The organism is Streptomyces sp. NPDC024698, assembly GCF_055559015.1.
This window is the reverse complement of sequence record NZ_JBVHLK010000001.1, coordinates 288406-302698: the sequence shown is the minus strand read 5'-3', so window position 1 is coordinate 302698 and position 14293 is coordinate 288406. Positions and strand designations below refer to the sequence as shown.

General features: G+C 73.5%; 13 protein-coding genes. 4 read left to right on the top strand and 9 right to left on the bottom strand.

The window, feature by feature from the left end; all coding sequences use genetic code 11:
* Positions 1 to 171: 171 nt before the first annotated feature.
* Positions 172 to 1341 (top strand): steroid 3-ketoacyl-CoA thiolase, encoded by a 1170-nt coding sequence (locus ACZ4AA_RS01320; RefSeq protein ID WP_467593392.1) that lies wholly within the window; start codon positions 172 to 174, stop codon positions 1339 to 1341.
* A gap of 41 nt (positions 1342 to 1382) precedes the next feature.
* Here ACZ4AA_RS01320 and ACZ4AA_RS01315 read toward each other — a convergent pair whose 3' ends face one another.
* The 7 genes from ACZ4AA_RS01315 to ACZ4AA_RS01285 form a co-directional block, all read right to left on the bottom strand.
* On the bottom strand, positions 1383 to 2048 hold the full coding sequence (locus ACZ4AA_RS01315) for a YoaK family protein (RefSeq protein WP_467593388.1): 666 nt from the start codon (positions 2046 to 2048) through the stop codon (positions 1383 to 1385).
* 329 nt (positions 2049 to 2377) lie between these two features.
* Positions 2378 to 2797 carry an aggregation-promoting factor C-terminal-like domain-containing protein gene (locus tag ACZ4AA_RS01310; RefSeq protein WP_467593385.1) on the bottom strand — a complete coding sequence of 140 codons (420 nt, stop codon included), beginning with the start codon at positions 2795 to 2797 and terminating at the stop codon, positions 2378 to 2380.
* 379 nt (positions 2798 to 3176) lie between these two features.
* Entirely contained in the window at positions 3177 to 4025 is an 849-nt protein-coding gene (locus tag ACZ4AA_RS01305) for an ECF transporter S component (protein ID WP_467593382.1), read from the bottom strand.
* Positions 4022 to 5734 carry an ABC transporter ATP-binding protein gene (locus ACZ4AA_RS01300; RefSeq protein ID WP_467593380.1) on the bottom strand — a complete coding sequence of 571 codons (1713 nt, stop codon included), beginning with the start codon at positions 5732 to 5734 and terminating at the stop codon, positions 4022 to 4024. The genes ACZ4AA_RS01305 and ACZ4AA_RS01300 overlap by 4 nt, the downstream gene beginning before the upstream one ends.
* The gene (locus ACZ4AA_RS01295; RefSeq protein ID WP_467595078.1) at positions 5731 to 6804 is read right to left on the bottom strand and encodes a CbiQ family ECF transporter T component; all 1074 of its coding nucleotides are present in this window, start codon (positions 6802 to 6804) and stop codon (positions 5731 to 5733) included. Before ACZ4AA_RS01295 ends, ACZ4AA_RS01300 begins: the two co-directional genes overlap by 4 nt.
* Before the next feature lie 391 nt (positions 6805 to 7195).
* The gene (locus ACZ4AA_RS01290) at positions 7196 to 7852 is read right to left on the bottom strand and encodes an SCO2322 family protein (RefSeq protein WP_467593377.1); all 657 of its coding nucleotides are present in this window, start codon (positions 7850 to 7852) and stop codon (positions 7196 to 7198) included.
* On the bottom strand, positions 7849 to 9090 hold the full coding sequence (locus tag ACZ4AA_RS01285; RefSeq protein ID WP_467593374.1) for a prenyltransferase/squalene oxidase repeat-containing protein: 1242 nt from the start codon (positions 9088 to 9090) through the stop codon (positions 7849 to 7851). Before ACZ4AA_RS01285 ends, ACZ4AA_RS01290 begins: the two co-directional genes overlap by 4 nt.
* Positions 9091 to 9400: 310 nt before the next feature.
* Between ACZ4AA_RS01285 and ACZ4AA_RS01280 the strand changes: the two genes are divergently transcribed.
* On the top strand, positions 9401 to 10063 hold the full coding sequence (locus ACZ4AA_RS01280; protein WP_467593372.1) for a phosphotransferase: 663 nt from the start codon (positions 9401 to 9403) through the stop codon (positions 10061 to 10063).
* A gap of 53 nt (positions 10064 to 10116) precedes the next feature.
* On the opposite strand, the gene ACZ4AA_RS01275 is transcribed toward ACZ4AA_RS01280, so the two are convergent.
* Positions 10117 to 11196: an MBL fold metallo-hydrolase gene (locus ACZ4AA_RS01275; protein WP_467593369.1), complete on the bottom strand. Its 1080-nt coding sequence runs from the start codon at positions 11194 to 11196 to the stop codon at positions 10117 to 10119.
* Positions 11197 to 11390: 194 nt separating this feature from the next.
* Here ACZ4AA_RS01275 and ACZ4AA_RS01270 point away from each other — a divergent pair, with 194 nt between their 5' ends.
* Together ACZ4AA_RS01270 and ACZ4AA_RS01265 are read left to right on the top strand one after the other, a co-directional pair.
* Positions 11391 to 12848: an aldehyde dehydrogenase gene (locus tag ACZ4AA_RS01270; RefSeq protein ID WP_467593367.1), complete on the top strand. Its 1458-nt coding sequence runs from the start codon at positions 11391 to 11393 to the stop codon at positions 12846 to 12848.
* Positions 12849 to 12850: 2 nt separating this feature from the next.
* Entirely contained in the window at positions 12851 to 13084 is a 234-nt protein-coding gene (locus ACZ4AA_RS01265; protein WP_467593364.1) for a ferredoxin, read from the top strand.
* Between the two features lie 329 nt (positions 13085 to 13413).
* Here ACZ4AA_RS01265 and ACZ4AA_RS01260 read toward each other — a convergent pair whose 3' ends face one another.
* Positions 13414 to 14115: a TetR family transcriptional regulator gene (locus ACZ4AA_RS01260; protein ID WP_467593362.1), complete on the bottom strand. Its 702-nt coding sequence runs from the start codon at positions 14113 to 14115 to the stop codon at positions 13414 to 13416.
* Positions 14116 to 14293 lie beyond the last annotated feature (178 nt).

The window sequence follows — 14293 nt, the reverse complement described above, 5'->3', positions numbered from 1 at the left end:
CACGACTTCGGGGGCTGCACGACCCTTGCGGCGCGGGGGGTCCGCTCAGCAAACTGCACGCAGAACTGGTACGCGTTCTAGTTCTGCGCGGTGGGTGGGCCGGGACGCCCCGCGCTGCGCGGGTCAGCTGGGCCTGGCCGCCGGGCAGGCCTGAGGAGAGGACGAGCCCCCATGGCCGCGGAACCCGTGATCGTCGAAGCCGTACGGACCCCCATCGGCAAGCGCGGTGGCGCGCTCGCCAATCTGCACCCCGCCTATCTCCTGGGCGAGACCTACCGTGAACTCCTCGGCCGCACCGGCATTCCCGCCGACTGCGTCGAGCAGGTCGTCGGCGGCACGGTGACCCACGCCGGCGAGCAGTCGATGAACCCCGCGCGCACCGCCTGGCTGACGGTGGGGCTCCCCTACGAGACGGCGGCGACGACGGTCGACTGCCAGTGCGGGTCCTCGCAGCAGGCCTCCCACATGGTCGCCAACATGATCGCGGCGGGTGTCATCGACGTCGGGATCAGCTGCGGTGTCGAGGCGATGTCGCGGGTGCCGCTGGGCTCGGGGTCCAAGCACGGCCCTGGCAAGCCGTTCCCCGACGAGTGGAACGTCGATCTGCCCAACCAGTTCGAGGCGGCCGAGCGCATCGCGCGCCACCGCGGACTGACCCGCGAGAACGTCGACTCCCTCGGGCTGATCTCGCAGGAACGGGCCGCCGTCGCCTGGGGCGAGGAGCGCTTCAAGCGGGAGACCTTCGCCGTGCAGGTGCCGACCACCGAGGACGAACAGCGGGCCGGGCAGGGCATGTGGCGGCTCGTCGACCGGGACGAGGGGCTGCGCGACACGTCCATGGAGGCGCTGGCGAAGCTGAAGCCCGTGATGCCGACCGCCGTGCACACGGCAGGCAACTCCTCCCAGATATCGGACGGTTCGGCGGCCATCCTGTGGGCCTCCAAGCGGATGGCGCGGGCGCTGAAGCTGCGGCCGAGGGCGCGGATCGTGGCCCAGGCGCTGGTGGGCTCCGACCCGCACTTCCATCTGGACGGTCCGATCGACGCCACCCGGGCCGTGCTCGGCAAGGCCGGGATGTCGCTGAAGGACATCGACCTCGTCGAGATCAACGAGGCCTTCGCGTCCGTGGTGCTGAGCTGGGCGCAGGTCTTCGAGCAGGACCTGGAGAAGGTGAACGTGAACGGGGGCTCGATCGCGCTCGGGCATCCCGTGGGTGCGACGGGGGCCCGGCTCATCACCACGGCGCTGCATGAACTGGAGCGCGGGGACAAGGAGTTCGCGTTGATCACGATGTGTGCGGGTGGGGGGCTCGCGACGGGGACGATCATTCAGCGGCTGTGAGGGGGGCTGGTCGCGGGAGGCGCGCTGGTGGTGAGGGCGCGCTACTCGCGGCCGGAGACGGTCGCCGCCAGGGCCGCCGGTACGAGCGCGGCGATCAGGAGCGGCAGGGCGAGGCCCTGGTGCAGCACCAGCCACGCACCCAGGAGGGCGCCGGCCGCCATCGCCAGGACGGAGGCGGTCCGGCGCGGGGAGTGGCGGCCCGCGCCGCCGCCGAGGCGGGAGTCGGCGGCCAGGCCCGTCAGGGTCATGGTCAGGACGGTGGTCGTCAGATCGGCGACGCCGAGCCGGCGTACCGTCGCGTTGCGCAGGCCCATCGCGAAGGCCGTGACGGCGATCACCGTGTAGACGGTGGCGATGGCGTGCGGGGCGGCGAAGGCGACGGCCGCGCAGGCGGCCGTCAGGACGGCCTCGCCGGCGAACACGGCGCGGGCCCAGGTGCGGCGGGAGCCGTCGGCGAGGCGTACGGCGCACCTTCCGCCGGTGACCGCGCCGGCGAGGAAGCAGCACAGTGAGGTGAGGGTGTGCGCCGCCGAGAAGCCGGGGGCGCCGGCCGCGGCGAAGCCGAGCACGACGACGTTGCCGGTCATGTTGGCCGTGAACACGTGGCCGAGGCCGAGGTAGCTCACCGCGTCGATGAGTCCGCTGACGACGGTCAGCGACAGCAGCGCGGGCACGAGTCGCAGGCCTCGTGACTCGGGGTCGGTCATGGGGGCCAGTCCACCACGGTTCGTGGCTGGGTGGGTCGGGGCCGTGCCGGTGCGTCAGCCCGTCGCCGTCGGGTGAGGGGTGACCGTCGGTGGCGACGGGCATCGATGTACCGGCCCGTCCCCTCGCGCCGGACCCTGGCTGATTTCAGCCCCTCCGGCGTTTGAGGAGCGGGGTCCGGGGCGGAGCCCCAGGGGTGGGACGGGTAGGGGCGGAGGGGGCGAAGAAAGGTTGTGGCTGTGGCAGGGGGCGCGGGGGGCGCGGACCCGGTCCCGGGTACGAGAAAGGCGGCAGCCCGGGAACGGGTGCCGCCTTGCTGTGCGGGGGCTGATCAGTACCAGCCGTTGGCCTGCCAGAAGCCCCAGGCGCCGGCAGGGCTGCCGTAGCGGGAGTTCATGTAGTCCAGACCCCACTTGATCTGGGTCTTGGGGTTGGTCTTCCAGTCGGAGCCCGCGGAGGCCATCTTCGAACCGGGCAGAGCCTGGACCAGTCCGTACGCACCGGAAGAGGAGTTCGTGGCGCTGATGTTCCAGCCGCTCTCGTGCTCGACGATCTTGCTGAAGGCGTTGAACTGCGAGGCGTCCGGAATCATCGTGTGGGCGATCGACTTCGCGGAGGAGGCGCTGGTCGGCGTGGCGGCCTGGGCGGGCGCCGCGGCCAGGACCATACCGGCGGTGGCGGCGGCCACGGCGGTACCGGCGAGGGCCTTCTTCGGGGAGGAGACGATGCGGCGGATGACGGAGACGGACACGGAGAACCTGTTTCCTCGGGGACATGGAGTCGCTCGTGCGCCGTGTCCACGTGGTGTGTGGAAGGAGCGGCGTACGTCGGCGCCGCGGCCCGTGGGGGCTCGTGGCGCCTGGCGACGTCCTCAAGGCAAACAGGATCCGAGCGCGTCCGCAATGACCCTTTTTACTAGTTGTGGTCGCATTCGAGGGGGAGGTGCGTGGTGTGACGTGGCTCTCAAAGCGCAGGTCAGGGTGGGTGAGGGCGCGTTCATGTCATGCGTTCTGAGCTACTAAGTCGCCTCGTATGTGACCTGGGCCCTGTGGGGTGCTTCACCTCGCGCCTGACGGACGGTGCGGGGTCGGCCACGGGGTGCCGCCGGGCCGTGTGACGTGGGTCGCGGATCACCGGGGGTCGAAGGTGACCGGGCTCTCGAAGGCCGCCCGGCGCGTGGCCCGGCGCAGTGCCTTGAGGAGGGTCGCGCCGACCGTCAGGGTCAGGACGACGGTGACGACCGCCCGCCCCAGGTCCCAGCCGAGAGAGGTCGCCAGGCAGTACGCGACGAAGCGGGCCAGGTTGGCGGGCAGGGCCGCGTGCGGATCGAAGGCGATGTTCGAGGCCAGCGCGTCCATGAACGGCCAGCCGGCCAGATTCATGACGGTGCCGTACGCGAAGGCGGCGAGGAAGCCGTACCCGGCGAGCATCAGCAGCTCCATGCGGCCGCGCAGCCGGTCCGGACCCGGCAGGAGACCGGCCCCCATCGTGAACCAGCCCATGGCCAGCATCTGGAAGGGCATCCAGGGCCCCACCCCGCCGGTCAGCAGTGCCGACGCGAACATGGTCACGGACCCGAGGACATAGCCGAACCCCGGCCCCAGCACCCGGCCGCTCAGGACCATCAGGAAGAACATCGGCTCGATGCCGGCCGTCCCGGCCCCGATCGGGCGCAGCGCCGCACCGGTCGCGGCCAGCACCCCGAGCATGGCGACCGCCTTGGGGCCGAGCCCCGACTCGGAGATCGTCGCGGCGACCACCGCGACCAGCAGGACGAGGAGCCCCGCGAACAGCCACGGAGCGTCCTGGGCGTGCGCGCTGACCTGCGAGCCGGGCCCCGCGAACAGCGGCCAGCCGAACCCGGCCGCCCCGGTCGCGCTGACCAGGGCCAGAGCGGCGACCGAACGCGGTCCGAGACGGACGGCCCTGGCCTGCGGCTGGGACCGCGGGGGGTGGGCGGGCGCCTTCGCGGTACTCATGCGAGTGCACCTCTGACCTGGGCGACGGTGAGCCACGGCTCGGGGGCCAGGATCTTGGCCACCTGGGGGGCGAAGGAGGGGGAGGCGACGACCACCTCGGCGGTGGGACCGTCGGCGACGACCTCGCCGTCGGCGAGGATCACCACCCGGTCGGCGAGCTCGGCGGCGAGCTCCACGTCGTGGGTGGCGAGCACGATGGCGTGCCCCTCGGCCGCGAGTCCGCGCAGCACGGTGAGCAGCCGGGCCTTGGCCGCGTAGTCCAGGCCGCGGGTCGGCTCGTCGAGGAGCAGCAGCGGGGGGCGGGCCGTGAGGACGACGGCCAGCGCCAGCGCCAGCCGCTGCCCCTCCGACAGGTCCCGCGGGTGCGTGGTGTCCGCGATGTCCGGCAGCAGCTCGGACACCAGCGCCCGGCAGGTTCCGGCGGCTGCCCCGGCATCCCCGTCGGCCGCGGCGCACTCGCCGGCCACCGTGTCCGCGTACAGCAGATCCCGGGGTTCCTGCGGTACGAGTCCCACCCGCCGTACGAGGTCACGCGGCGCCGCGCGATGCGGGGGCGCCCCGCCGACCCGTACGGAACCCGCGCTCGGCTCGACCAGTCCGACCAGCGCCGCGAGCAGCGTCGACTTCCCGGCGCCGTTGCGGCCCATCAGCGCGATGGTCTCGCCCGGCCGCGCGGTCAGATCGACCCGGCGCAGCGCCTCGACGCGCCCGCGCCGCACGGCCAGCGCCGCGACGACGGCCACCTCGGGGGACGGCCGCGCGCCGACCGGGCCACGGTCACGGCCGCGGAACAGGCGGGAGAGAGGGGAACGGGAAGCGGAAGGGGAGGGGGAGGCGGGGGTGGTGGGGGGCTGGGGGTGTGGCGCGGGGGCTTTCGGTGGTGACGGGGTCGCGATGGTCAGGCGCTCGCGCAGGGGGCCCGCCCGGCGTCGCGCGTCGCGCACGGTCAGCGGGAGCGGGGACCAGCCGGCCAGGCGGCCGAGGTCCACCACCGGGGGGCGTACGGGGGAGACCGCCATGATCTCGGACGGGGTGCCGAGCGTCAGGGGCGCTCCCGGTGCGGGCAGGAGGGCCAGCCGGTCGGCGTACTGGATCACGCGTTCCAGGCGGTGCTCGGCCATCAGGACCGTGGTGCCGAGGTCGTGGACCAGGCGCTGGAGGACGGCGAGGACCTCCTCGGCCGCTCCGGGGTCAAGGGCCGAGGTGGGTTCGTCGAGGACCAGGACGCGCGGGTGCGGGGTGAGGACGGAACCGATCGCGACCCGCTGCTGCTGGCCGCCGGACAGGGTGGCGATCGGGCGGTCGCGGAGGTCGGCCAGCGACAGGAGGTCGAGGGTCTCCTCGACGCGGCGGCGCATCACGGCGGGCGCCAGGCCCAGCGACTCCATGCCGTAGGCGAGTTCGTCCTCGACCGTGTCCGTCACGAAGTGGGAGAGCGGGTCCTGGCCCACCGTGCCGACCACGTCGGCGAGTTCGCGCGGTTTGTGGGTACGGGTGTCCCGCCCCGCGACGGTCACCCGGCCGCGCAGCGTGCCGCCCGTGAAGTGCGGGACCAGACCGCTCACCGCGCCGAGCACCGTCGACTTGCCGACACCGGACGGGCCGACCAGCAACACCAGTTCGCCTTCCGGGACCTCGAAGTCCACGCCCCGGACCGAGGGTTCGGGTGCTCCGTCGTACGTCACGGAGACGTCCTCGAAGCGGATCACGATGACTCCTCGGGGGCAGGGGTTCGCCGGGCGGCCGGAGCCGTGAAGGCGGGGAGCAGGCCGAGCAGGAGCGCCGCGGCCGGCCGGAGGGGCAAGGTGGGGGCGACCAGGGGGATGACGCCGGGGCGCAGCGCGGCGCTGTCGCCGGACGCGGCCACGATCATCAGGGCCGCGACCGCCACGCCCGACCCGGCGACCAGCCAGGCCCGGACGCCCCAGACGTCCGGCCGGTACCGCGTGCGCGGGGAGCGGCGACCGCCCAGCCACAGGCCGCCGAGCGCCGCGCCGAGTCCGGCCAGCAGGACCGGCAGTCCGTAGGTGTCGCCCGCCGCCGTCAGCAGTCCGTACGTGCCGGCGCAGACGCCGAGCAGGCCGCCCAGGGTCAGCGCTCCGGTGGTCCGGCGGACGGCGGCCGGGACCTGTGCCGTACGCCCGTACCCGCGTGCGTCCATCGCCGCCGCCAGCGCGACGGAACGTTCCAACGCGCCCTCCAGGACCGGGAGTCCGACGTGCAGCAGGCCGCGCAGCCCGCGGTCGGGGCGGCCACGGAGCCGGCGCGCGGCGCGCAGTCGCTGGACGTCGGCGATCAGATGGGGAGCGAAGGTGAGCGCGACGACCACGGCGACGCCCGCCTCGTACAGCGCTCCCGGCAGGGACTTGAGCAGCCGCGCCGGGTTCGCCAGGGCGTTGGCGGCGCCGACGCAGACGAGGAGGGCGGCCAGCTTCAGGCCGTCGTAGAGCGCGAAGAGCAGGCCCTCGGCGGTGACCCGGCCGCCGATGCGTACCCCCTGCGCCCAGTGGGGCAGGGGGATTTCGGGCAGCGTGACGATCACGTGCGTACCGGGGATCGGGGAGCCGAGGAAGACGGCGAAGGCCAGACGGATGACGAGGACGGCCGCGGCCAGTTTCACGAACGCGGTGTAGGAGCGGGCCCAGGGCGCGTCGGTGCGGTGGGTGGCGACCACGAAGCCCGCCACCGCCATGAGGAGCGCCAGCAGGAGCGGGTTGGTGGTACGGGAGGCGGCCGTGCCGAGGCCCAGGGCCCAGATCCACCAGGCGCCGGGGTGCAGCGCGTCCGCCCGACCCGCACCAGGGCTACCGGCAAGCGAGGTGGCCTTGGAGGCGGCCTTGGAGGTAGGGGTCGAGGTGGAGGCGGGGGTGAAGAAGGGGGTGGGGGTGGTGCGGGACCGCGGTACCCGCCCCGACGGGGCGGCGTCCGGTGTCCGCTGCGACGGTTCGGTGTCCGGTGTCTGCTGCGACGGTTCGGCGTCCGGTTTCCGCTTCGACGCGGCGGCTTCCGGGGCCTGCCGCGACGGGCCGGTGTCCGGTGTCGGGTGCTGGGGGTCCTCCGGCCCGGGGGGCCGGGTCTGTCCGGGCAGGGGGGAACCCCACCGCGGCGCGGGCCGTCGGCCCGCGCCGGTGGTGGGGCGTTCGCGGTCGCCCTCGTTCATGACCGGCGCCTCAGCCCCTGCGCCGGCGGGCCTGCCAGACGGCCGCCGCTCCCAGCACGGCCACCGCCGCCGCTCCCGCCAGCAGGCCCACCGAGGGGCCGTGACCGGCCGGCGCGGAGGCGTGCGGACGGGCGGACGCGGTCGGTCCGCCGGCCGCGACCGGGTCGCCGCAGCCCGTCGTCGGATAGCCCATGATGGCGCACAGCAGGGCGTTGGTGTCGTAGCGCAGCGGACCGGCGACCGCCGCCAGGGCCTCCGCGGTGCTGGCGTCGGGCGCCACCTGGGCGCAGGCGGCGCGCGCGGACGGCGGCGTCTCGCCGGAGGGCGCGTCGGCGGGCGTCCCCGGGTCGATGACCAGGGCCACCCGCTTCTTGCCGTGCCGGGCGGGCGTCTTGGCGCAGATCGCGGTGAACTCCCGCTCGCCGCGCGGCTGTACGGCGTGCTGGGAGTCCTCGCTCACCGCGAACCGGAAGCCCTGGACATCACCGTCGGACGGCCGCTCGGTCGACGGGCCCTGGGTGGCGTACGTCCACTTCCCGCCGGTCAGGTCCCAGAAGGACCAGTAGCGGTAGCCGACGGCTCCGGCCTGCCCCGCGCCGCCGAGGACGAGGAGCAGGAGGGCGGGCACGAGGGTCAGGGCGAGTGCGGTCGTCCGACGGCGGGTCACCGCTGCTGCTTCTTGTTGCGGCCGCTGATCAGGAAGCCGATGCCGATGCCCGCGACCAGGCCGACGCCGATGATCCACCAGACGGCGAGCCCGTTGCCGCCGTCCTTCTTCTCGTCGTTCTTCTTCTCGCTCGGGCTCGCCGAGGCGCCGGCCGCGACCGGAGCGGGGCCGGTGGCGGTGAGCTCGGCCACCAGGTCCTCGCCGCCGAAGGCGCGCGGGTCGGTGCCGGTGGCGTGCGCGGCGAAGATGAGCTGCGCGTACGCGGCGGGGCCGGACTTGGCCGCCCAGTCCGCGGAGTTCTTCTCCAGCCAGGCGAGCGGCTGCTGCGCGTCCTTCGCCGCGCCGGCGGCCGCCAGGGCCACGACCGCGTCCGCCGTGTTGCCGTAGTCGGGCTGGTCCTCGGCGCCCGGGAGCGCGGACTTCAGGTACGAGGTCTTCGCCAGCGCCTTGGCGAGGTAGCCGGCGCCGTTGCCCGCGGCGTCCGCCATGCCGGGGGTGTCGGAGACGACGCAGCCCGAGTGGGCGGAGGCGTTGCCGGGCTGGGCCACGAAGCCCTGCCCCATGCCCGCGGTCACGCCGGCGGCGGTCGCGTCCGCGTTCGCGACCAGCTTGCCCTTCTTGTCGGGCTGGTAGGCGAAGGCGCCGGCGCCCTCCCCGTCGCAGGCCGTCGACAGCTTCACCAAAGCGTCGTAGGGGGACTTGCCGTCCTTGGAGACGTCCTGGGGCTTCTCGCCCGCGGCCTTCAGCGCGCCGACGACGACGGACGTCGAGTTGGTGTCGCTGGGCCCGCCGGCCATGTAGCCCCAGCCGCCGTCCTTGTTCTGCACGGACTTCAGCCAGGCCACGGCCCTGCCGGTGGCGTCGTCGTGGCCGCCGAGCGCGCCGAGGGCCTGGACGGCGGCGGCGGTGCTGTTGGTGTCGACCTGTGTCTTCGCGTCGCAGGCGGCGGTCGCGTCGGCGCGGTACGCGGCGAAGGCGCCGTCGGCGCACTGCTGGCCGGTCAGCCAGTCCACGGCCTTGACCGCGGGCTTCACGCGGACGGTGTGCTCGGCGAGCAGCGCGAGCGACTGCCGCCAGACGCCGTCGTAGGTCGGGTCGGCGGTGCCGAACAGACCCGAGGGGAGGGCCGCCGAGGGGGACGGCGAGGGGGACGAGCCCGCGGCGGACGCGGCCGGTGCGACGACCGCCCCGATGACGGCGGTGGCGGCCAGGACCGCTGCGGTGCGGCGAACAAACATGACTCTCCCTGCGGGGAGCCGGGCAGCACCGGGCACATGGAGGTATCCGGGCGGCTCCGGCTCCGTATCCCTCGACGGTGCCGGCCGTCGGCGGGCTGCCGAGGGCACGAGCCGGTCACGTCCCGTGCGAGGCGATCCGGCTCACCACCGAGGTGGCTCACGGTTGCGGGTCAGCGCCGGAATTGCACCGGCTTCTCCTCGTAAGGGTGTGATGACGACGCGCACACTCTACCGGCCGCCCGGATTCCGGCGGGTGTTGCCTGGGGCACGGGCCCGGAGTGACCTGGGCGACATCCGCTAGGTTCGGGTCATGCGTACGGGGAGACTGCTCGGCTCGGGACGTTCGGCGGATGTCTACGAGATGGACGAGGCGTGGGTGCTGCGGCGCAACCGCGCCGGCCGGGGCGACGCGGCGGCCGAGGCGGCGGTGATGCAGCATCTGCACACGCACGGCTATCCCGTGCCCGGTGTGCGGGCCGCGACCCGGGGTGACCTGGTGATGGAGCGGCTGTCCGGGCCGACCATGCTGGAGGCCTTCGGGCAGGGGCTCCTCTCCGCCCAGGAGGCGGGCCTCACCCTGGCCCGGCTGCTGCGCAAGCTGCACGCCGTGCCCGCCCGGCTCTCCGCCGATCCGGCCGTGCGGGTGCTGCATCTGGATCTGCACCCCGACAACGTGATGCTCACCCCGGACGGGCCGAAGGTCATCGACTGGTCCAACACCGAGGAGGGGGCGCCGGGTCTGGACTGGGCCATGTCCGCCGTGATCCTCGCCCAGGTCGCCGTCGCGGGCGAGGCGCTCGGGGACGTCGCCGAGGAGACGCTGGAGGCGCTCCTCGACGGGAACGAGGACCAGGTGAGCGACGCGGAGCTCGCGGAGGCGGGCCGGCGCCGGGCGGCCGACCCGATGATGAGCGCGGGCGAGGTCGAACTCCTGGGCGAGGCGGACGAGTTGATACGCGGGCTGCTGGGCTGAGCGGTCCAGGGGGCCGGCGGGGCGGGTGCCCGGTGCCGGCCCCCGGTGCGGTCTCACACCGCCGTGTACGTCACCGGATCGCTGCCCGTGACCGCCTCCGCCCGGCCGAGTTTCACCAGCCGGCGGATGTGGGCCTCGGCCTCGGAGACCGCGATGTTCCGTGATCCGTAGGGGATCTCGGCCCATGGGCGGTTCCACTCCATGCGCTCGGCGAGCTGCCAGGGCGTGAGCGGGACGCAGAGCAGCGCGAGCAGACCGGTGAGCCGTTCCTCGTGGTGCGCGAGCAGTTCCGCGACCCGGGCCGGGGCGTCGGTGAACACGTGCTGGTGGGCCGGGAGCACCTCGGCGGGGGCGAGGCGTCCGACGCGCTCCAGCGAGTCGAGGTAGTCGCCGAGCGGATCGGCGATCTCGCCGAGACCCTCGATCCCGTTGGCGTAGGGAGGGCGCCCGTGGGTGTCGGGGTCCTCGTAGAGGCCGATGTGCGGGGTGATCCTCGGCAGCAGGTGGTCGCCGGAGAACAGGCGTCCGTTGCCGGGCAGTTGATCCGGGTGGGTCTCCTCCAGGTGCAGGCACACGTGCCCGGGGGTGTGGCCGGGGGTCCAGACGGCGCGCAGCCGGCGGCCGGGCAGGGGCAGGAGTTCGCCGGGGACGATCTCGCGGTCGGGCAGCGCGGGGGAGAAGCCGGGCAGGGTGCTCGGGCGGCGGACCGGCCCCTGGGCCGCGCGGAGCGGGGCGACATGGTCCTCCGGGGCCCCGGAGGCCTCCAGCTTGGCGGCCATGTAGGCGAACCAGCGCTCGGGCCGGTTCTCCCGGGTGCGCCGGACGATCGCCGCGTCGGCGGCGTGCATCGCGATCCAGGCGCCGGACGCCTCGCGGACCCGGCCCGACAGACCGTGGTGGTCCGGGTGGTGGTGGGTGATGACGACGCCGTGGATCTCCTCGACGGCGGTTCCGCAGCCGGTGATCCCCTCGGTGAGGGCGTCCCAGGAGGCGGGGTCGTCCCAGCCCGTGTCGACGAGGACGGGGCCGGCGTCGGTGTCGACCAGATACACCAGCGTGTGGCCGAGCGGGTTGTCCGGGATGGGGACCCTGATCGACCGTACGCCCCCGCCGTGATCGGTCATCTGCGTCATGCGCTTCCACCCATCGCCGATTGCCGCCACTATAACTAGAACGGGTTCCAATGGGAGCCCGAGTCGACTGTTCCGTCCCGGGCGGCCGGGGACGTCCGCGCCGTGGACTCGTGTGGCGGGAACTGGTATCTGTTCTCGTATCTGATGGAGCGTCAGACAAGGTGCCAGAGAGCGTCCTTGGGAGGCAGTCGGCCATGACCGAGCTCGTGGAACACGGACAGCTGTTCATCGGCGGGGAGTTGACCGACCCGCTCGGCAAGGACGTCATCGAGGTGATCTCGCCGCACACCGAGGAGGTCATCGGCCGGGTGCCGCACGCCTCGGCGGGGGACGTCGACCGGGCGGTCGCGGCGGCGCGGCGGGCGTTCGACGAGGGGCCCTGGCCGCGGATGAGCCCGGACGAGCGGATCGCGGTCGTGGCCCGGATCAAGGACGCCATCGCCGTGCGCCACGAGGAGATCGCCCGGGTCATCTCCTCGGAGAACGGCTCCCCCTACTCCTGGAGCGTCCTCGCGCAGGCCCTCGGCGCGATGATGGTGTGGGACTCGGCGATCACGGTCGCGCGCGGCTACCCGTACGAGGAGGCCCGCGACGGAGTCCTCGGCAAACTCCTCGTCCGCCGTGAGCCGGTGGGCGTGGTGGCGGCCGTGGTGCCGTGGAACGTCCCGCAGTTCGTCGCGGCGGCCAAGCTCGCGCCCGCGCTGCTGACCGGCTGCACCGTCGTGCTCAAGCCGTCGCCCGAATCGCCCCTGGACGCCTATCTGCTCGGTGAGATCGCGCGGGAGGCCGGGCTGCCCGAGGGGGTGCTGTCGATCCTCCCGGCCGACCGCGAGGTCAGCGAGTACCTGGTCGGACACCCCGGAATCGACAAGGTCTCCTTCACCGGCTCGGTCGCGGCCGGCAAGCGGGTCATGGAGGTGGCCGCCCGCCATCTCACCCGCGTGACACTGGAGTTGGGCGGCAAGTCGGCCGCCGTCGTGCTGCCCGACGCGGATCTCGCCACCGCGGTCCCCGGGATCGCCTCGGCGGCCTGGATGAACAACGGCCAGGCCTGCGTGGCCCAGACCCGCATCCTCGTGCCCCGCTCGCGCTACGACGAGTTCGCGGACGCCTTCGCCACGGCGGCGAACGCGCTGGTCGTCGGCGACCCGCTCGACCCGGCCACCCAGGTCGGCCCGCTGGTCGCCGAGCGGCAGCGGCGGCGCAGCCTCGACTACATCCGCATCGGCCAGGAGGAGGGCGCCAAGATCCTGGCCGGCGGCGGCCGCCCGCAGGGTCTGGAGCGCGGCTGGTACGTCGAGCCCACCCTGTTCGGGGACGTCGACAACACGATGCGCATCGCCCGGGAGGAGATCTTCGGCCCGGTGATCTGCCTGCTTCCCTACGGCGACGAGGCCGAGGCCGTGAAGATCGCCAACGACTCCGACTACGGGCTGAGCGGCAGCGTCTGGACCGCGGACGTCGCCCACGGCATCGACATCGCCCGCCAGGTCCGTACCGGCACCTACTCGGTCAACACCTTCAGCCTCGACATGCTGGGCCCCTTCGGCGGCTACAAGAACTCCGGTCTGGGGCGGGAGTTCGGGCCCGAGGGGTACGGCGAGTTCCTGGAGCACAAGATGATCCACCTGCCGGCCGGCTGGGAGGCCTGAGGATGGGCGACCGCTGGCAGGTCGAGGTCGACCGGTCCGTCTGCATCGGCTCGGCCCAGTGCGTCCACCTCGCCCCGGGTGCCTTCCGCCTCGACGCCGGCATGCAGTCCCACCCCGTCGAGCCGGAGACCGACGCCAACGAGAAGATCCTCGAAGCGGCCGAGGGCTGCCCGGTCGAGGCCGTCATGATCTCGCTGCTGACCGGCGGCGAGCCGGTGTTCCCCCCGGAGGAGTAGACCGCGGGGCCGGGCGCGGGGACGGCCCGGAGCGGCTTCGGTGTCCAACTCCCCGACGGGGAGGGCGAGATCGACGGTCGCTTCGGCGCCGCCTGCGTACGGCTGGACACCGACGGGCAGCGGGAGGTCGTGTGGATCGAGCGGTTGTGCCCGACCCGGGGACGCGTGGTGAACGTGCCCGTCACGGGCGGGCGCCGGTACGGCGAGATCGTGCTCCACGACGGCGAACCCAAGGGGGAACGGGGCTACGACGGCACGGCCTTCCCCGTGCTCGACGAGCTCACGCTCCTCGAGTCCTCACCGCTGCCGACCCTCCGTACGCCCCGGGGCTACCGCTCGTTCGGGTCCGTCAGGTCGATCAGGCGGCACACCGTCTCGATGTCTATCTTGACCTGTGCGATCGAGGCGCGGCCGGAGAGCCAGGTGATCAGGGCCGAGTGCCAGGTGTGCTCGATCACCCGGACGGCGGAGAGCTGGGCGGGCGTCGGGTCGTCCAGGCCCATCGCGTCCAGGATGATCACCGTGGTCTGCCGCGAGACCTGGTCCACCTCGGGGCTGACACTGCGGTCCGCGAAGGTGAGCGCGCGGACCATCGCGTCCGCCAGGTGCGGCTCGCGCTGGAGGGCGCGGAACGCCCGCATCAGGGTCTCCGCCACCCGCTCCGCGGCCGTCTCCCCGGCCGGCGGCTTCTTGCGCAGCGTGCCGTGCATGTGCGCCAGCTGGTCCTGCATCGTGGCGACCAGCAGATGCACCTTCGAGGGGAAGTAGCGGTACAGGGTGCCGAGCGCGACCTGCGAGGACTCCGCGACCTCGCGCATCTGCACGGCGTCGAAACCGCCCCGGCTGGCCAGCTGCGCGCTCGCGTGCAGGATCCGGCGGCGGCGCGCCTCCTGCCGCTCGGTGAGCGGGGGAGAGGCGGGATGCGACAGGGAGTGCGGCCGGGGCTGCGCGGTGCCGGACCGCGCGGCGGGCGCGCCGGCCCGCGGCGCCGGTCGCGCGTTCTTCGAGTCCGCCTTGGCTTCCGCAGGCATGGGTCCGTTCCGTGACATCGGCGAGAGGGAGCGACGAGCCGGCCCGGCAGGGTGCGGCACCACCGAGTGGATCAGCTGATTCCGCCACCCGGTCGTGGCGTGAATCACCTGATCCACCGCTCACAGCGGCGCTACCTGCCGGTAGATTCAGTGCTCCGTGAACGATCAAGTCTGAAAC

Bases quoted from the DNA above. Each gene is read 5' to 3' on its own strand.
- ACZ4AA_RS01265 (WP_467593364.1), top strand. From the start codon at position 12,851: ATGGGCGACCGCTGGCAGGTCGAGGTCGACCGGTCCGTCTGCATCGGC.
- ACZ4AA_RS01280 (WP_467593372.1), top strand. From the start codon at position 9,401: ATGCGTACGGGGAGACTGCTCGGCTCGGGACGTTCGGCGGATGTCTAC.
- ACZ4AA_RS01260 (WP_467593362.1), bottom strand. From the start codon at position 14,115: ATGCCTGCGGAAGCCAAGGCGGACTCGAAGAACGCGCGACCGGCGCCG.
- ACZ4AA_RS01275 (WP_467593369.1), bottom strand. From the start codon at position 11,196: ATGACGCAGATGACCGATCACGGCGGGGGCGTACGGTCGATCAGGGTC.
- ACZ4AA_RS01315 (WP_467593388.1), bottom strand. From the start codon at position 2,048: ATGACCGACCCCGAGTCACGAGGCCTGCGACTCGTGCCCGCGCTGCTG.
- ACZ4AA_RS01285 (WP_467593374.1), bottom strand. From the start codon at position 9,090: ATGTTTGTTCGCCGCACCGCAGCGGTCCTGGCCGCCACCGCCGTCATC.
- ACZ4AA_RS01305 (WP_467593382.1), bottom strand. From the start codon at position 4,025: ATGAGTACCGCGAAGGCGCCCGCCCACCCCCCGCGGTCCCAGCCGCAG.
- ACZ4AA_RS01270 (WP_467593367.1), top strand. From the start codon at position 11,391: ATGACCGAGCTCGTGGAACACGGACAGCTGTTCATCGGCGGGGAGTTG.
- ACZ4AA_RS01320 (WP_467593392.1), top strand. From the start codon at position 172: ATGGCCGCGGAACCCGTGATCGTCGAAGCCGTACGGACCCCCATCGGC.